Source organism: Leclercia sp. 119287 (assembly GCF_009734485.1).
Classification (GTDB): Bacteria; Pseudomonadota; Gammaproteobacteria; order Enterobacterales; family Enterobacteriaceae; genus Enterobacter; species Enterobacter adecarboxylatus_C.
In genome coordinates this window covers 654221-669674 of record NZ_CP046445.1, presented here as the reverse complement: position 1 = coordinate 669674, position 15454 = coordinate 654221, and the positions used below count along the sequence as shown (strand labels likewise).

Below are 15454 nucleotides of genomic sequence, written 5' to 3'. Positions count from 1 at the left end.
GTGTTATCCCGCTGGCATGGCGATAATCCTCTGTCCTCATGTGGCTAAGTAAGGAACGGATGTGTCTACCCCTGACAGCGAACACGCAGAAAACAGCGACGGATCCCGCCTGAAAGATAAAATTTTTCTCAGCGCCCTCTCGCTGTTTGCCGAGTACGGACTGAACGGCGCGCGCATGGAGCAGATTGCCGAGAAGGCAGGCACCACCAAACGCATGGTGGTGTATCACTTTAAAACCAAAGAAAACCTCTATTTGCTGGTGCTGGAGTATGTTTACACCCAGATCCGCGCCAGTGAAAAGCAGCTCAGTCTGGATGCGCTGCCGCCGGTTGAAGCCCTGGTACATCTGGTCGAAACCACCTTTGATTATCATGCTGACCACCCGGACTACATCCGTATTATCTGCATGGAGAACATGCAGCGCGGGCGGTTTATGCAGCAGTCGGCGCTACTGCGCCAGGTGAATCGCAGCGCGCTGGATCTGCTGGAAACGATCCTTGAGCGTGGCAAAGCGAAGCAGCTGTTTAACCAGACGGTGAACGCCCGCGATTTGCACCGCCTGATCAGCAGCTTCAGCTTTCACTATGTGGCCAACAGCTACACCTTCACCCTGCTGTTTGAGGACGGGGCCGATGAGCTGGCCCAGCGTCAGCACTACCGAAAGATGGCGGTTCAGGTTGCCTTGCGTTATACCTGTCCATAGCTTGCACACAACCCTGAAATAAGGAACCTGCCATGTCTTTAGATAAAGTTGTCTATACCGCCAAAGCCAAAGCCACCGGGGGCCGTGATGGCCGCGCGACATCGTCCGATGGCGTTCTGGATGTCAAACTGGGTGTCCCCAAAGAGATGGGCGGCGCGGGCGGTGAAGTGACCAACCCGGAACAGCTCTTTGCCGCAGGCTATTCAGCCTGTTTCCTCGGCGCGATGAAATTTGTGGCTAACCGCGACAAAATCACCCTGCCGCAGGATGCCTTTATCGAAGGGGAGGTGGGGATCGGTCCGCTGCCAACCGGGTTTGGTATTGAAGCGAAACTGAATATCCACCTGCCGGGGATGGACGCCGCCGAGGCGAAAAAGCTGGTCGATGCGGCGCATATTGTCTGCCCGTACTCCAACGCCACCCGCAACAATATTGATGTGACGCTGAACATTATCTCCTGATTTTTCAGGGGGGCAGAGAGCGGGTGTCAGACCCCTGCCTGCCCCCTCCTCTCTGTGCTACCATAAGCCCATATCACGTCCGCAGTAATCCAGTAGAGAAGTATTATGTCCTCCAGAATCCTGACCACCAGCGTCACTGGCATTGATGCCTTTATGCACGATCCCCGCGGCGTGCTGGCCAATGCTGAAGGCGGTACTGTCGCCGTTTTTGCCGATAACACACCGGCTTTTTATGCGATCACGCCCCAGCGTCTGGCCCAGCTGCTGGAGCTGGAAGCGCGCCTGTCGCGCCCGACCAGCGATGTCACTCTGGATACGCAATTCTTCGACGAACCCACCAGCGCGCCGGTTGCGGTGCCGATGGGCAAATTCGCCATGTATAACGGCTGGCAGCCCGACCCCGATTTTCAACGCCAGGCGGCGCTGTGGGGCATTGCCCTCACCCAGCCTGTTGCCCCGGAAGAGCTGGCCGCCTTCACCGCTTACTGGCAGGCGGAAGGGAAGGTCTTCCATCATATCCAGTGGCAGCAAAAGCTTGCGCGTAGCGTGCAGATCAACCGGGCCAGTAGCGGCGGGCCACAAAAACGCGATATTAACGCCATTTCCGAACCGGATAATCAGATCCCACCGGGATTCAGAGGGTGATATGAAAAACGTCGGTGATTTAATGAAACGGCTGCAAAAAATGATGCCAGCCAATATCAAACCCACTTTTACGACGGGCGAAGAGTTACTGGCTTGGCAAAAGGAGCAGGGAAAACTACGTTCTGAAGCGTTGACCCGTGAAAACCGCGCCATGAAAATGCAGCGCACCTTTAACCGATCCGGCATCCGTCCCCTGCATCAGAACTGCTCGTTTGATAACTACAGGGTTGAGAACGAAGGGCAAATGACAGCCCTGCAGAAAGCCCGCCAGTATGTGGAGGCATTTGACGAAAGCATCGCCAGTTTCATCTTCTCAGGCAAACCTGGAACTGGTAAAAACCATCTTGCCGCCGCCATCTGCAACGAGCTGCTGCTGCGTGGTAAATCGGTACTTATCATTACCGTGGCGGATATTATGTCCGCCATGAAAGATACTTTCGCCAACCGTGACACCAGCGAAGAACAGCTGCTTAACGATCTGAGTAACGTTGACCTGTTGGTCATTGATGAAATTGGTGTCCAGACGGAATCGCGCTACGAGAAGGTGATTATTAACCAGATCGTCGATCGTCGCTCCTCCTCCAAACGCCCGACCGGCATGCTGACTAACCATAAAATGGACGAGATGACCCGTCTCCTGGGCGAACGCGTCATGGATCGAATGCGTCTCGGCAACAGCTTATGGGTAAACTTTAACTGGGAAAGCTACCGCGACCGCGTTACCGGTAAAGAGTATTAGGATATTTTCCCGGGAAGTCGGGTGCCGCGGGGGTTTATACTGCCAGCCATTCCGCCCCGGCGGGCCATCGACAGAGTAGCCTTTATGAAAACACATTTTCTTCTCAGCGCAGCCTTAAGCGCCCTGCTGGTCACCGGCGCGGCACAGGCGGCCTCCTCCTGGCAGGATACGCTCAACAGCGCCGCCAGCCAGCTTAGCGCGGGCAACAACAGCACCAGTACCACCACATCCCAGAACGGCGGCCTCTCCCTCTCCTCGCTGACCGGACTGCTCAACAGCGGCACCGAGTCGCTCAGCGCCAGCAACATGAATAACGCGGCCGGGATCCTTGAATACTGCGCCAAAGAGAAGCTGGCCTCGATGACCGATGCCACCAATATTAAAAATCAGGTATTAGGGAAACTGGGGCTGGAAACCCCGCAAGAGCAGCAGCAGGACACCAACTATCTGGAAGGGATCCAGGGTCTGCTGAATGCGAATAACGGCGAGCAGCTTAATCTGGAAACCATCGGCAACACGCCGCTGGCGAAAAAGGTCAAAGCCCAGGCCTGTGATTTTGTCCTGAAACAGGGACTCAGCTTTATCTCCTGATCCCCCTGCGCCGCGACGAGAGTCGCGGCCTTTATACCTTCTGCATAAAGCGACGCCCGTCAAACATTGCGTTTTCTAAACCAAATCCTAACAACAGCACAATTCCGTGACACTACAATTGCAGCTAAATGGCATCGCCATTACATTGTATAACCCAAAAATTATACAGTTAGTCCGCTAACCAGCGACTGCCCTTATTGAGGATAAGTTGTTGTCAGAGTTTATTTCTGTTGCCCTGTTTATCGCCTCGGTGGTGATTTATTCCCGCAAGGCGGGCCGTAATACCTGGTGGTTTGCCGTCACCCTTCTGGTGCTGGGGCTTTTTGTCGTTTTAAACATTACTCTCTACGCCAGCGACTATTTTACCGGGGATGGTATTAACGATGCCGTCCTCTATACCCTGACCAACAGTCTGACCGGCGCTGGGGTTAGTAAGTACATACTTCCGGGTGTTGGCGTGGTGGTTGCGCTGGTGGGCGTGTTTGCCCTGCTGGGCTGGATCCTGCGCCGCCGCCGTCATCATCCGCATCACCTCGGCTACAGCCTGCTGGCGCTGGTGCTGGCGCTCGCCTCGGTGGATGCCAGCCCGGCGTTCCATCAGATCACCGAGCTGGTGAAATCGCAGTCGCGCGACGGCGATCCCGACTTTGCGGCGTATTACAAAGAGCCGGGCAAAACGATCCCCAACCCGAAACTCAACCTCGTCTATATCTATGGCGAAAGTCTTGAGCGCACCTATTTCGATAATAATGCCTTCCCGGACCTCGCCCCGGAACTGGGTGCCATTAAGAACGAAGGGATCGATTTCAGCCACACCGCACAGCTACCGGGCACCGATTACACCATCGCCGGGATGGTCGCGTCTCAGTGCGGCATCCCGCTGTTCGCGCCCTTTGAAGGCAACGCCTCGGCCTCGGTCTCCAGCTTCTTCCCGAAGAATATCTGCCTTGGCGATATCCTGAAAAATTCCGGATACGAGAACTATTTCATGCAGGGTGCCAACCTGCGCTTCGCCGGGAAAGACGTCTTCCTGCAGTCCCACGGCTTTGACCACCTGTACGGCGCAGAGGAGTTAAAAACCACCGTCGCGGACCCGGCATACCGCAACGACTGGGGCTTCTACGACGACACGGTGCTGGATGAAACCTGGAAAAAATTCGAGGAGCTGTCGCAGTCCGGCAAACGCTTCTCGCTGTTTGCCCTGACGGTAGATACCCACCACCCGGATGGCTTTATCTCCCGCACCTGCCAGCGCAAGAGCTACGCGATTGACGGTAAACCGAATCAGTCGTTCAGCGCGGTGGGCTGTAGCCAGGAGCATATCGCGGCGCTGATCGAAAAAATCAAAGCCTCGCCGTACTTTAAAAATACGGTCATTGTGGTCTCTTCCGATCATCTGGCGATGAAGAACACCGCCTGGGATGCGCTCAACAAGCAGGATCGCAGCAACCTGTTCTTTATCCTGCGTGGCGACAAACCTCAGCAGGAGGTCATGGCCGTTAAGCGCAACACTATGGATAACGGCGCAACGGTGCTGGATATTCTCGGCGGGGATAACTTTATCGGCCTCGGCCGCAGCAGCCTCTCCGGGCAGTCGCTGTCAGAGGTATTCCTCAACATGAAGGACAAAATGCTGGCGTGGAAACCGGACGTTATCCGCCTGTGGAATTTCCCGAGAGAGCTGAAAGATTTCACCATCGACAGTCAGAAAAGCATGATGGCGTTCTCAGGGAGCCACTTCCGTCTGCCGCTGTTGCTGCGCGTCTCCGATAAGCGCGTTGAACCGCTGCCGGAAAGCGAATACTCCGCCCCGCTGCGCTATCAGCTGGCCGACTTCGCCCCGCGGGATAACTTCGTCTGGGTCGATCGCTGCTACAAGATGGGTCAACTGTGGTCGCCGCCGCTGGCACTCTCCACCGACTGGTGTGTTTCTCAGGGCCAGCTGGGTGGCGAGCAAACCGTGCAGCGTGTCGATAAAGCGCATTGGAAGGGCAAAACGGCCTTTAAAGATACCGTCATCAATACTGACCGGTATCAGCATAACGTTGATACGCTGAGAGTGTCCGATAACGATATTCGCTACAAAGCTGATAGCTTCATCTTTAACGTCGCCGGTGCGCCGGAAGAGGTGAAGCAGTTCAGCGGCATTTCCCGCCCGGAATCCTGGGGACGCTGGTCTAACGCCCAGCTGGGGAATGAGGTGAAAATCGAATACAACCAGCCGCTGCCGACGAAATTCGACCTGGTGATCACCGCCAAAGCCTGGGGGCCAAACGCCAATAAACCTATTCCGGTGCGGATAGGCGATAAAGAGCAAACCCTGACCCTCGGTAATGACGTCACCACTACCACGCTGCATTTCGACAACCCGTCGCGCAGCAATACGCTGGTGATTGTGCCTCCGGCACCGGAGTCCACCAACGAGGGAAATATCCTGGGTCACTCTCCGCGCCAGCTGGGGATCGGCATGGTGGAGATCAAAGTGGTGAACGCCGAAGGGTAACGAGCATTGCCCGGCGGCGCTGCGCTTGCGCGGGCCTACGGTCTTGTAGGCCGGGTAAGGCGAAGCCGCCACCCGGCAACTAAACGCGCCCTGCCTGAACAGGGCGCTTTTTTACATCAGAAGGTTTCCCAGTTATCACCGCTGTCGGAAACGGCCGCTTTACGCGTCGTTAACGGCGTTGCGACGGTTTTTACCGCCGCGTGCGCGCGGGCTTTCTGCTGCTCCTGCTGAATACGGAACACCGCGACCGCCTGAGTCAGGCGGCTCGCCTGCTCTTCCAGTGCCGCCGCCGCTGCCGCAGATTCCTGCACCAGCGAGGCGTTCTGCTGCGTCACACGATCCATCTCGGCGACCGCCAGACCCACCTGGTCGATACCGCGGCTCTGCTCGTCAGAAGCAGAGGCGATTTCGCCCATGATGTCGGTCACGCGGGTCACCGCGCTGACGATCTCGCCCATGGTTTCACCGGCGCTCTCAACCAGGGTAGAACCCAGCTCAACGCGACCCACGGAGTCTTCAATCAGACTCTTGATCTCGCGGGCTGCCTGGGCGCTGCGCTGCGCCAGGTTACGCACTTCACCGGCCACCACCGCAAAACCACGACCCTGCTCACCGGCACGCGCCGCTTCAACCGCAGCGTTCAGCGCCAGGATGTTGGTCTGGAAAGCAATACCGTCGATCACGCTGATGATGTCGGCAATCTTCTGCGAACTGCCGGCGATGTCACGCATGGTCTGCACCACGTTATCCACCACTTTACCGCCTTTCTGCGCGGTTTCGGACGCGCTCAGCGCCAGATGGCTTGCCTGACGGGCGTTCTCGGCGTTCTGCTTCACGGTAGCGGTCAGCTCTTCCATGCTGGCAGCGGTCTCTTCCAGGGAAGCGGCCTGCTGCTCAGTACGGGAGGAGAGATCGTTGTTGCCCATGGAGATTTCGCTCGCACCGCTGTAAATGGCATTGGCGCCATTACGCACGTCGCCCACGGTACGCATCAGTTCAGCCTGCATATGACGCAGCGTATCGGCCAGCTGCCCCATCTCGTTAGAGCCTTCCACCTCGATGCGCTTCACCAGGTCGCCGCTGGCGATATGGCGAATGCTGTCGGTCAGGCGGTTCAGCGGCACGATCAGGGCGTGACGGATGCCACCCCAGACGGCAACGATCACCACCAGCACCAGGATCAGCACGCTGAGCAGGATCCAGATGGCCTGGCTGTAGGAGCTGTTGCTGTCATCGACGGCAGTCTGGTACAGATGGTCGTTCTGCTGCAGATAGTTAACGTACTGCTTCTCAAAACCGTCCTGGTAGCTCTGGGTCGGCTGATCGAAGAACTCGTTAATCTTGCCTGCGCCCAGGAGCTGGATCAGCTCGGCCAGCGCACCGTGATAGATGTCGTAGTTACGTTTGATTTCCAGCGCGGCGCCTTCGCTCTGACGCGGGTCACGCGGCAGGGCTTCGTATTCCGCCCAGCTTTTTTCCGCCTGCTTCAGGGAAGCAGAAGCAATCTGCATCAGATCGTTTACGGTCGCACCGCTACCGATGTTGTTCTGATCCATCATGTAGCGGATACCCGCGCGGTTCAGGGTGTTACGGGTTTGCAGCAACGCGACCCAGCTGCTGTTAAGCGTGGATTGTTGCTGACGAATGGTTTGCAGGACGGTGAAGTTTTCTTTGTCATGCTTTAAGGCATTAAAGAAAAGACCACCGGATGTGAGTTGTAAAAGGCCAAAAATAACCAAAACCAGCAATAAGCTGGTAACAATCTTGATACGATTTAACATGATTTCTCATTCCACCAGACAGGTACAGAATTTTCGGCCTGGGAAGCGAAAACTTTACGGAAATCGTGCTGATGAGTGAACGGCCCTACTCATCTTCCTGTCTGGCATTATGCCGATCGCCCAGTGCAATAAACTCCCGCAGCAGCGCGGTCAGCTGTTGCATCTTCTCTGGCGAATATTGCGCCTCGAGTTGCCGGTAAACCTCTTCCACCTGCGCCTGCGCGGTTTCATACAGCTTCTGCCCGGTCTGCGTCAGGGAGACGTACAGCTTGCGCTGGTCGTTGAGCGGCTTTAAGCGCAGCACCAGCCCGTCGCGCTCCATGCGCGTGAGGATGCCGGTCAGGCTCGGACGCAGAATGCAGGTGCGAAAAGCCAGATCGTGAAAATCCATCGACGGGTGTTCCGCCAGCACGCGTACGATCCGCCACTGCTGCTCCGTCAGGTTGTGCTGCTTGATAATCGGGCGAAAAAAGGTCATCGCGGTTTCCCGCGCCTGGAGTAGTGCGATAGTTAACGAATCGTGCATGGCGCTCCCACCTCAACATCATTAATAACGAAACAATCAATACCTCACGCGGCTTTCCGGCACCCGCGGCGCGGACGAAAAGTCTAACAGATATCACATAAAAATATTATTCCACTGATTTATAACAGAAAATTAAAACACATGTAAATTTATTGTTATTGATATCACAAATTATTTACTTCTGTTTGCCAAATGCACAGCAAGGGGCTAAAACCTAATCATTAACATATTAATGAACTCAAAACCCGCTAACCGGGCCAGAGGAGAAAGGAATGAAAGGTACTGTTTTCGCGGTGGCACTCAATCACCGCAGCCAGCTCGACGCCTGGCGCGACGCATTTAACCAGCCCCCTTACAACACGCCGCCGAAAACCGCCGTCTGGTTTATCAAACCGCGCAATACCCTGATCCGCTCCGGCGATGCCATCCCGCATCCCGAAGGCGAACAGGTGCTGAGCGGCGCGACGGTGGCGCTGATTGTCGGCAAGACCGCGAGCAAAATCAGCCCGGAAGAGGCCGCCGACTACATTGCGGGGTACGCGCTGGCGAACGAGGTAAGCCTGCCGGAGGAGAGCTTCTACCGCCCGGCGATCAAAGCCAAATGCCGGGACGGGTTCTGCCCCGTGGGTGAAAGCGCGTCGATTAATAACGTCGATAACCTGACGCTCGTCACCGAGATCAACGGCCGGGAAGTGGATCGCTGGAGCACTGCCGATCTGCAGCGCAACGCCGCCACCCTGTTGAGCGAGCTGAGCGCCTTCGCCACCCTCAATCCGGGCGACGCCATTCTGCTGGGCACCCCGCAGTCCCGCGTGGCCCTGCACCCGGGCGACCGCGTGCGCGTGCTGGCTGAAGGGCTGCCGACGCTGGAAAACAGCGTGGTCAACGCCCGCGAGCTGGCAAAAGAACGCACCTTCGCCTGGCCGCTCTCCACCAGCGGCACGCTGTTTGCCCTGGGGCTGAACTACGCCGATCACGCCAGCGAGCTGGACTTTAAACCGCCCACCGAGCCGCTGGTATTTATCAAAGCGCCGAACACCTTTAACGAGCACAACCAGACTTCCGTGCGCCCGGACAACGTCGAGTACATGCACTATGAAGCCGAGCTGGTGGTGGTGATCGGCAAAACCGCGCGTAACGTCACCGAAGCCGACGCCATGGAGTACGTGGCGGGGTACACGGTCTGCAACGACTACGCGATCCGCGATTACCTGGAAAACTACTACCGTCCGAACCTGCGGGTGAAAAGCCGCGACGGCCTGACGCCCATCGGCCCGCAGATCGTCGATAAATCGGCGATTGCCGATCCGCACAACCTTACCCTGCGCACCTGGATCAACGGCGAGCTGCGCCAGCAGGGCAGCACCGCCGATCTGATCTTCAGCATCCCGTTCCTGATCGCGTATTTGAGTGAGTTTATGACCCTGCAGCCGGGCGACATGATCGCTACCGGCACGCCAAAAGGGCTGGCCGACGTGCGCCCGGGCGATGAAGTGGTAGTGGAAGTGGAAGGCGTTGGCCGTCTGGTCAACCGGATTGTCAGCGAGGAGGCAAAGTAATGAAAAAGATAAACCACTGGATCAACGGCAAAAACGTGGCGGGTAGCGAGACTTTCCACACCACCAACCCGGCTACCGGCGAGGTGCTGGCAGAGGTGGCTTCGGGGGGTGAAGCCGAGATTAACCAGGCGGTAGAGGCGGCGAAAGCGGCGTTCCCGAAGTGGGCCAACCTGCCGATGAAGGAGCGCGCGCGCCTGATGCGCCGTCTGGGCGACCTGATCGACCAGAACGTGCCCGAGATCGCCGCCATGGAAACCGCCGACACCGGCCTGCCGATCCACCAGACCAAAAACGTGCTCATTCCGCGCGCCTCGCACAACTTCGAGTTCTTCGCCGAGGTGTGCCAGCAGATGAACGGCAAAACCTACCCGGTCGACGACAAGATGCTCAACTACACCCTGGTGCAGCCGGTGGGCGTCTGCGCGCTGGTGTCGCCGTGGAACGTGCCGTTTATGACCGCCACCTGGAAGGTCGCGCCCTGCCTGGCACTCGGAAACACCGCGGTGCTGAAGATGTCTGAACTCTCTCCGCTGACCGCCGACCGTCTGGGCGAGCTGGCGCTGGAGGCGGGCATTCCGGCGGGCGTGCTCAACGTGGTGCAGGGCTACGGTGCGACGGCAGGCGACGCGCTGGTGCGCCATCACGACGTGCGCGCCGTCTCCTTCACCGGCGGCACCGCCACCGGGCGCAACATCATGAAAAATGCCGGGCTGAAGAAATACTCCATGGAGCTGGGCGGCAAATCCCCGGTGCTGATTTTTGAAGATGCCGACATCGAGCGCGCGCTGGACGCCGCCCTGTTCACCATCTTCTCGATCAATGGCGAACGCTGCACCGCCGGCTCGCGCATTTTCATCCAGCAGAGCATCTACCCGGAATTCGTCAAACGCTTTGCCGAGCGCGCCAACCGCCTGCGCGTAGGCGACCCGACCGATCCGAACACCCAGATTGGCGCACTCATTAGCCAGCAGCACTGGGAGAAGGTCTCCGGCTACATCCGCCTCGGCATTGAAGAGGGTGCCACCCTGCTGGCGGGCGGCCCGGACAAACCGGCGGATCTGCCTGCGCACCTGAAGGGCGGCAACTTCCTGCGTCCGACCGTGCTGGCGGATGTCGACAACCGCATGCGCGTGGCCCAGGAGGAGATCTTCGGCCCGGTGGCCTGCCTGCTGCCATTTAAAGATGAAGCCGAAGGGCTGCGGCTGGCGAACGACGTGGAGTACGGCCTGGCCTCATACATATGGACCCAGGACGTCAGCAAGGTGCTGCGCCTGGCCCGCAACATCGAAGCGGGCATGGTGTTTGTGAACACCCAGAACGTGCGCGATCTGCGCCAGCCGTTTGGCGGCGTGAAGGCCTCCGGCACCGGACGTGAAGGCGGGGAATACAGCTTTGAGGTGTTCGCGGAGATGAAAAACGTCTGTATCTCCATGGGCGATCATCCGATCCCAAAATGGGGGGTATGAGATGGGCAAGTTAGCGTTGGCCGCAAAAATTACTCACGTGCCGTCGATGTATCTCTCTGAGATACCCGGTAAAAACTTTGGCTGCCGTCAGGGGGCCATCGACGGACATAAAGAGATCAGCAGACGCTGCCGCGAGCTGGGGGTCGATACCATCATCGTCTTCGACACCCACTGGCTGGTAAACAGTGCCTACCACATCAACTGTGCGGACCATTTTAAAGGCATCTACACCAGCAACGAGCTGCCGCACTTTATCCGCGACATGACCTACGACTACGACGGCAACCCCGAGCTGGGCCAGCTGATCGCCGACGAAGCGGTAGCGATGGGCGTGCGCGCCAAAGCGCACAACATCCCGAGCCTGAAGCTGGAGTACGGCACCCTTGTGCCGATGCGCTACATGAATGCGGATAAGCACTTCAAAGTGGTCTCCATCTCGGCGTTCTGCACCGTGCATGACTTTGCCGACAGCCGCAGGCTGGGCGAGGCCATCGTCAGCGCGATTGAAAAATATGACGGCACCGTGGCGGTGCTGGCCAGCGGCTCGCTGTCGCACCGCTTTATCGACGACCAGCGCGCAGAGGAAGGGATGAACAGCTACACCCGCGAGTTCGATCGCCAGATGGACGAGCGGGTGGTGAAGCTGTGGCGCGAAGGCCAGTTCAGGGAGTTTTGCAGCATGCTGCCGGAGTATGCCGACTACTGCTACGGCGAAGGCAATATGCACGACACGGTGATGCTGCTCGGCATGCTCGGCTGGGACAACTACGACGGTAAGGTGGAGTTTCTCACCGAGCTGTTCCCCAGCTCCGGCACCGGCCAGGTTAACGCCGTCTTCCCTCTGCCCGCTTAAGGACGCCCCATGCCGCACTTTATTGTCGAATGTACCGAGAACATCCGTGAGCAGGCTGACCTGCCGGGCCTGTTTGCCCGCGTCAACGAGGCGCTGGCAGCCACCGGGATCTTCCCCCTCGGTGGGATCCGCAGCCGCGCGCACTGGGTGGACACCTGGCAGATGGCCGACGGCAAACAGGATTACGCCTTTGTGCACATGACGCTGAAGATTGGCGCGGGCCGTAGCCTGGAGAGCCGTCAGCAGGTGGGTGAGATGCTGTTCGCGCTGATTAAAGACCATTTCGCCGGGCTGATGGACGCCCGTTACCTAGCGCTGTCGTTTGAAATCGAAGAGCTGCACCCGACGCTGAACTTCAAACAGAACAATGTGCACGCCTTATTTAAGTAGCGCGCCCTCACGCCCGGTGGCGCTTCGCTTACCGGGCCTACAACGTCAACGACCCCGAACCGTAGGCCGGGTAAGCGAAGCGCCACCCGGCACAGCAGCACCGAACCGCAGGCCGGGTAAGCGAAGCGCCACCCGGCACAGCAGCACCGAACCGTAGGCCGGGTAAGCGCAGCGCCACCCGGCAACAGCAGCACCGAACCGTAGGCCGGGTAAGCCCAGCGCCACCCGGCAATGCCACAGGAAACCGCCATGCTCGATAAACAGATCCATACCCTGATTGCCCATCGCCTGCATCAGGCGGAACAGACCCGGGAGCAGATCCGCGCGATCTCGCTGGATTACCCGGCGATCACTATTGAAGACGCCTACGCCGTGCAGCGCGAATGGGTGAGCCTGAAAATCGCCGAAGGCCGCACCCTGAAGGGCCACAAGATCGGCCTGACTTCAAAAGCGATGCAGGCCAGCTCGCAGATCAGCGAGCCGGACTACGGCGCCCTGCTCGACGACATGTTTTTCCACGACGGCAGCGATATCCCCACCGACCGCTTTATCGTACCGCGCATCGAAGTGGAGCTGGCCTTCGTGCTGGCGAAACCGCTGCGCGGCCCGAACTGCACGATGTTCGACGTCTATAACGCCACGGATTACGTCATCCCGGCGCTGGAGCTGATCGACGCCCGCTGCCACAACATCGATCCTGAAACCCAGCGCCCGCGCAAAGTGTTCGACACCATCTCCGACAACGCCGCCAACGCCGGGGTGATCCTCGGTGGCCGCCCGATCCGCCCGGACGAGCTGGATCTGCGCTGGATCTCCGCCCTGCTCTACCGCAACGGGGTGATCGAAGAGACCGGCGTCGCCGCGGGGGTACTCAACCACCCGGCCAACGGCGTGGCCTGGCTGGCGAACAAGCTGGCGCCGTATGACGTGCAGCTGGAGCCGGGACAGATCATCCTCGGCGGCTCCTTCACCCGCCCGGTCACCGCCAGCAAGGGCGACACCTTCCATGTCGATTACGGCAACATGGGCTCCATCAGTTGCCGCTTTGTATAAGGAAAGAGCATGAATAACGCCTTTAAAGACGCCCTGAAAGCCGGAACACCGCAAATCGGCTTATGGCTGGGGCTGACCAGCAGCTACAGCGCCGAGCTGCTGGCCGGAGCAGGCTTCGACTGGCTGCTGATCGACGGCGAGCACGCCCCCAACAACGTGCAAACCGTCCTGACCCAGTTGCAGGCCGTGGCCCCCTACCCCAGCCAGCCGGTGGTGCGCCCGTCGTGGAACGATCCGGTGCAGATCAAACAGCTGCTGGACGTGGGCGCGCAAACCCTGCTGGTGCCGATGGTACAGAATGCCGACGAAGCGCGTCTGGCGGTGCGCTCGACACGTTATCCACCTGCGGGCATTCGCGGCGTCGGCAGCGCGCTGGCGCGAGCGTCACGCTGGAACCGCATTCCCGATTACCTGCATCAGGCCAATGAGGCCATGTGCGTGCTGGTGCAAATCGAAACCCGCGAGGCGCTGAAGAACCTGCCGCAAATCCTGGACGTGGACGGGGTGGACGGCGTCTTTATCGGCCCGGCGGATCTCAGCGCCGACATGGGCTTTGCCGGTAACCCCCAGCACCCGGAGGTGCAGGCCGCCATTGAGCAGGCGATCGCGCAGATCCGTGCCGCGGGTAAAGCCCCCGGCATCCTGATGGCGAACGAACAGCTGGCCCGTCGCTACCTCGAACTCGGGGCGCTGTTTGTTGCCGTCGGCGTGGATACCACCCTGCTCGCCCGCGGCGCCGAGGCGCTGGCGGCACGCTTTATCGATAAACCGGTTACGTCAGTTAATAACAATAAATCCGTCTACTAAACGTAAGATCTGGAGCGCACCATGACGACCCCTACCCTGCAAGATAATAAAGCCGTTGAACATCGCGTCATTAATAAGCTGTTCCGTCGTTTGATCGTGTTTCTCTTTATTCTGTTCGTCTTCTCGTTCCTCGATCGCATCAACATCGGCTTTGCCGGGCTGACGATGGGGAAAGATCTGGGCCTGACTTCAACTATGTTTGGCCTGGCCGCCACGCTGTTTTACGTCACCTATGTATTGTGCGGGATCCCCAGCAACATCATGCTGGCGAAGATCGGCGCGCGCCGCTGGATCGCCGGGATCATGGTGGTGTGGGGCATCGCCTCGACCTGCACCATGTTCGCCACCAGCCCGCAGACGCTCTACGTTCTGCGTATGCTGGTGGGCATTGCCGAAGCCGGCTTCCTGCCGGGGATCCTGGTCTATCTGACCTGGTGGTTCCCCGCCTATCATCGCGCCCGCGCCAACGCGCTGTTTATGATCGCCATGCCGGTGACCATGATGCTCGGCTCGATCCTCTCGGGCTATATTCTGGCGCTGGACGGGCTGTGGAACCTGAAGGGCTGGCAGTGGTTGTTCCTGCTGGAGGGGCTGCCGTCGGTGGTGCTCGGCGTGGTAACCTGGTTCTTCCTGAACGACACGCCGGATCAAGCCACCTGGCTGGACGACGAAGAGAAACAGACCCTGAAAACGATGATCGCCCGCGAGCAGGAGAACGCCGTGGCGCATGCCGCTACGCCGCGTTCGACGCTACGTGAAGTGCTGACTCCGGCGGTGCTGCTCTACACTCTGGCCTATTTCTGTCTGACCAACACCCTGAGCGCCATCAACATCTGGACGCCGCAGATCCTGCAGAGCTTTAACACCGGCAGCAGCAATATCGTGATTGGCCTGCTGGCGGCGATCCCGCAGTTTTGTACCATCCTTGGCATGCTGTGGTGGAGCCGCCGCTCGGACAGGCTGAAAGAGCGAAAAAAGCACACCATCCTGCCGTATCTGTTTGCCGCGGCGGGATGGCTGCTGGCGTCGGCGACCGATCACAGCCTGATCCAGCTGCTTGGCATCATCATGGCCTCAACCGGGTCGTTTACCGCCATGGCGATCTTCTGGACTACCCCGGATCAGGTTATTAGCCTCCAGTCCCGGGCGGTGGCGCTGGCGGTGATCAACGCCATCGGCAACGTTGGTTCCGCCGTCAGCCCGCTGCTGATCGGCATTCTGCGTGATGCCACCGGCAGCTTCAGCTCCGGGCTGTGGTTCGTGGCCGGGCTGCTGGTGGTGGGAGCGCTGGTACTGACGCGGATCCCGATGACCCGCCAGGAGAGCCGTGAAAGCGCGCCGGGGATGGCGGCGCAGAAGATCCATTAAGGAGCGATT

The 15454-nt window shown here is 58.9% G+C and carries 16 protein-coding genes; 13 read left to right on the top strand and 3 right to left on the bottom strand.

Going from position 1 to position 15454, the window contains the following annotated elements; all coding sequences use genetic code 11:
• The first annotated feature begins 61 nt into the window (after positions 1-61).
• The 6 genes from GNG27_RS03220 to opgB all read left to right on the top strand — a co-directional run bounded on the left by GNG27_RS03220 (position 62) and on the right by opgB (position 5642).
• A complete protein-coding gene (locus GNG27_RS03220) occupies positions 62-703 on the top strand; it encodes a TetR family transcriptional regulator (protein ID WP_142488136.1) in 642 nt (213 codons plus the stop codon).
• Between the two features lie 32 nt (positions 704-735).
• Positions 736-1164, top strand: coding sequence for an organic hydroperoxide resistance protein (locus GNG27_RS03215; protein ID WP_142488135.1), 429 nt, complete (start codon positions 736-738; stop codon positions 1162-1164).
• A 105-nt stretch (positions 1165-1269) separates the two neighbouring features.
• Positions 1270-1809 carry a primosomal protein DnaT gene (gene dnaT / locus GNG27_RS03210; protein ID WP_156262864.1) on the top strand — a complete coding sequence of 180 codons (540 nt, stop codon included), beginning with the start codon at positions 1270-1272 and terminating at the stop codon, positions 1807-1809.
• A 1-nt stretch (position 1810) separates the two neighbouring features.
• The gene (dnaC, locus tag GNG27_RS03205; protein WP_156262863.1) at positions 1811-2548 is read left to right on the top strand and encodes a DNA replication protein DnaC; all 738 of its coding nucleotides are present in this window, start codon (positions 1811-1813) and stop codon (positions 2546-2548) included.
• 84 nt (positions 2549-2632) lie between these two features.
• Positions 2633-3139, top strand: a complete 507-nt coding sequence (locus GNG27_RS03200; RefSeq protein ID WP_156262862.1) for a DUF2501 domain-containing protein — start codon at positions 2633-2635, stop codon at positions 3137-3139.
• A 211-nt stretch (positions 3140-3350) separates the two neighbouring features.
• Positions 3351-5642: a phosphatidylglycerol--membrane-oligosaccharide glycerophosphotransferase gene (gene opgB, locus GNG27_RS03195; protein WP_156262861.1), complete on the top strand. Its 2292-nt coding sequence runs from the start codon at positions 3351-3353 to the stop codon at positions 5640-5642.
• Between the two features lie 116 nt (positions 5643-5758).
• On the opposite strand, the gene tsr is transcribed toward opgB, so the two are convergent.
• Both tsr and hpaR read right to left on the bottom strand, forming a co-directional pair.
• Positions 5759-7423 carry a methyl-accepting chemotaxis protein gene (tsr, locus tag GNG27_RS03190; RefSeq protein ID WP_142488131.1) on the bottom strand — a complete coding sequence of 555 codons (1665 nt, stop codon included), beginning with the start codon at positions 7421-7423 and terminating at the stop codon, positions 5759-5761.
• A gap of 85 nt (positions 7424-7508) precedes the next feature.
• Entirely contained in the window at positions 7509-7949 is a 441-nt protein-coding gene (hpaR, locus tag GNG27_RS03185) for a homoprotocatechuate degradation operon regulator HpaR (protein ID WP_142488130.1), read from the bottom strand.
• 272 nt (positions 7950-8221) lie between these two features.
• Here hpaR and hpaG point away from each other — a divergent pair, with 272 nt between their 5' ends.
• Genes hpaG through GNG27_RS03165 form a run of 4 tightly spaced genes read left to right on the top strand, consistent with a single transcriptional unit; the run spans position 8222 to position 12217 of the window.
• Positions 8222-9508 (top strand): 4-hydroxyphenylacetate degradation bifunctional isomerase/decarboxylase, encoded by a 1287-nt coding sequence (gene hpaG / locus GNG27_RS03180; protein ID WP_156262860.1) that lies wholly within the window; start codon positions 8222-8224, stop codon positions 9506-9508.
• Positions 9508-10974, top strand: coding sequence for a 5-carboxymethyl-2-hydroxymuconate semialdehyde dehydrogenase (gene hpaE, locus GNG27_RS03175; protein WP_156262859.1), 1467 nt, complete (start codon positions 9508-9510; stop codon positions 10972-10974). Before hpaG ends, hpaE begins: the two co-directional genes overlap by 1 nt.
• 1 nt (position 10975) lies before the next feature.
• Entirely contained in the window at positions 10976-11827 is an 852-nt protein-coding gene (hpaD, locus tag GNG27_RS03170; protein ID WP_142488127.1) for a 3,4-dihydroxyphenylacetate 2,3-dioxygenase, read from the top strand.
• 9 nt (positions 11828-11836) lie between these two features.
• Positions 11837-12217: a 5-carboxymethyl-2-hydroxymuconate Delta-isomerase gene (locus GNG27_RS03165; protein WP_156262858.1), complete on the top strand. Its 381-nt coding sequence runs from the start codon at positions 11837-11839 to the stop codon at positions 12215-12217.
• 45 nt (positions 12218-12262) lie between these two features.
• Here the strand turns inward: GNG27_RS03165 and GNG27_RS03160 are convergent, their stop codons facing one another.
• The gene (locus GNG27_RS03160) at positions 12263-12502 is read right to left on the bottom strand and encodes a hypothetical protein (RefSeq protein ID WP_156262857.1); all 240 of its coding nucleotides are present in this window, start codon (positions 12500-12502) and stop codon (positions 12263-12265) included.
• Here GNG27_RS03160 and hpaH point away from each other — a divergent pair.
• Genes hpaH through hpaX form a run of 3 tightly spaced genes read left to right on the top strand, consistent with a single transcriptional unit; the run spans position 12467 to position 15445 of the window.
• A complete protein-coding gene (gene hpaH, locus GNG27_RS03155) occupies positions 12467-13270 on the top strand; it encodes a 2-oxo-hept-4-ene-1,7-dioate hydratase (protein ID WP_156262856.1) in 804 nt (267 codons plus the stop codon). The two genes, GNG27_RS03160 and hpaH, sit on opposite strands and share 36 nt — an antisense overlap.
• 9 nt (positions 13271-13279) lie before the next feature.
• On the top strand, positions 13280-14077 hold the full coding sequence (gene hpaI, locus GNG27_RS03150) for a 4-hydroxy-2-oxoheptanedioate aldolase (protein WP_142488124.1): 798 nt from the start codon (positions 13280-13282) through the stop codon (positions 14075-14077).
• Between the two features lie 21 nt (positions 14078-14098).
• A complete protein-coding gene (hpaX, locus tag GNG27_RS03145; RefSeq protein WP_142488123.1) occupies positions 14099-15445 on the top strand; it encodes a 4-hydroxyphenylacetate permease in 1347 nt (448 codons plus the stop codon).
• Positions 15446-15454 lie beyond the last annotated feature (9 nt).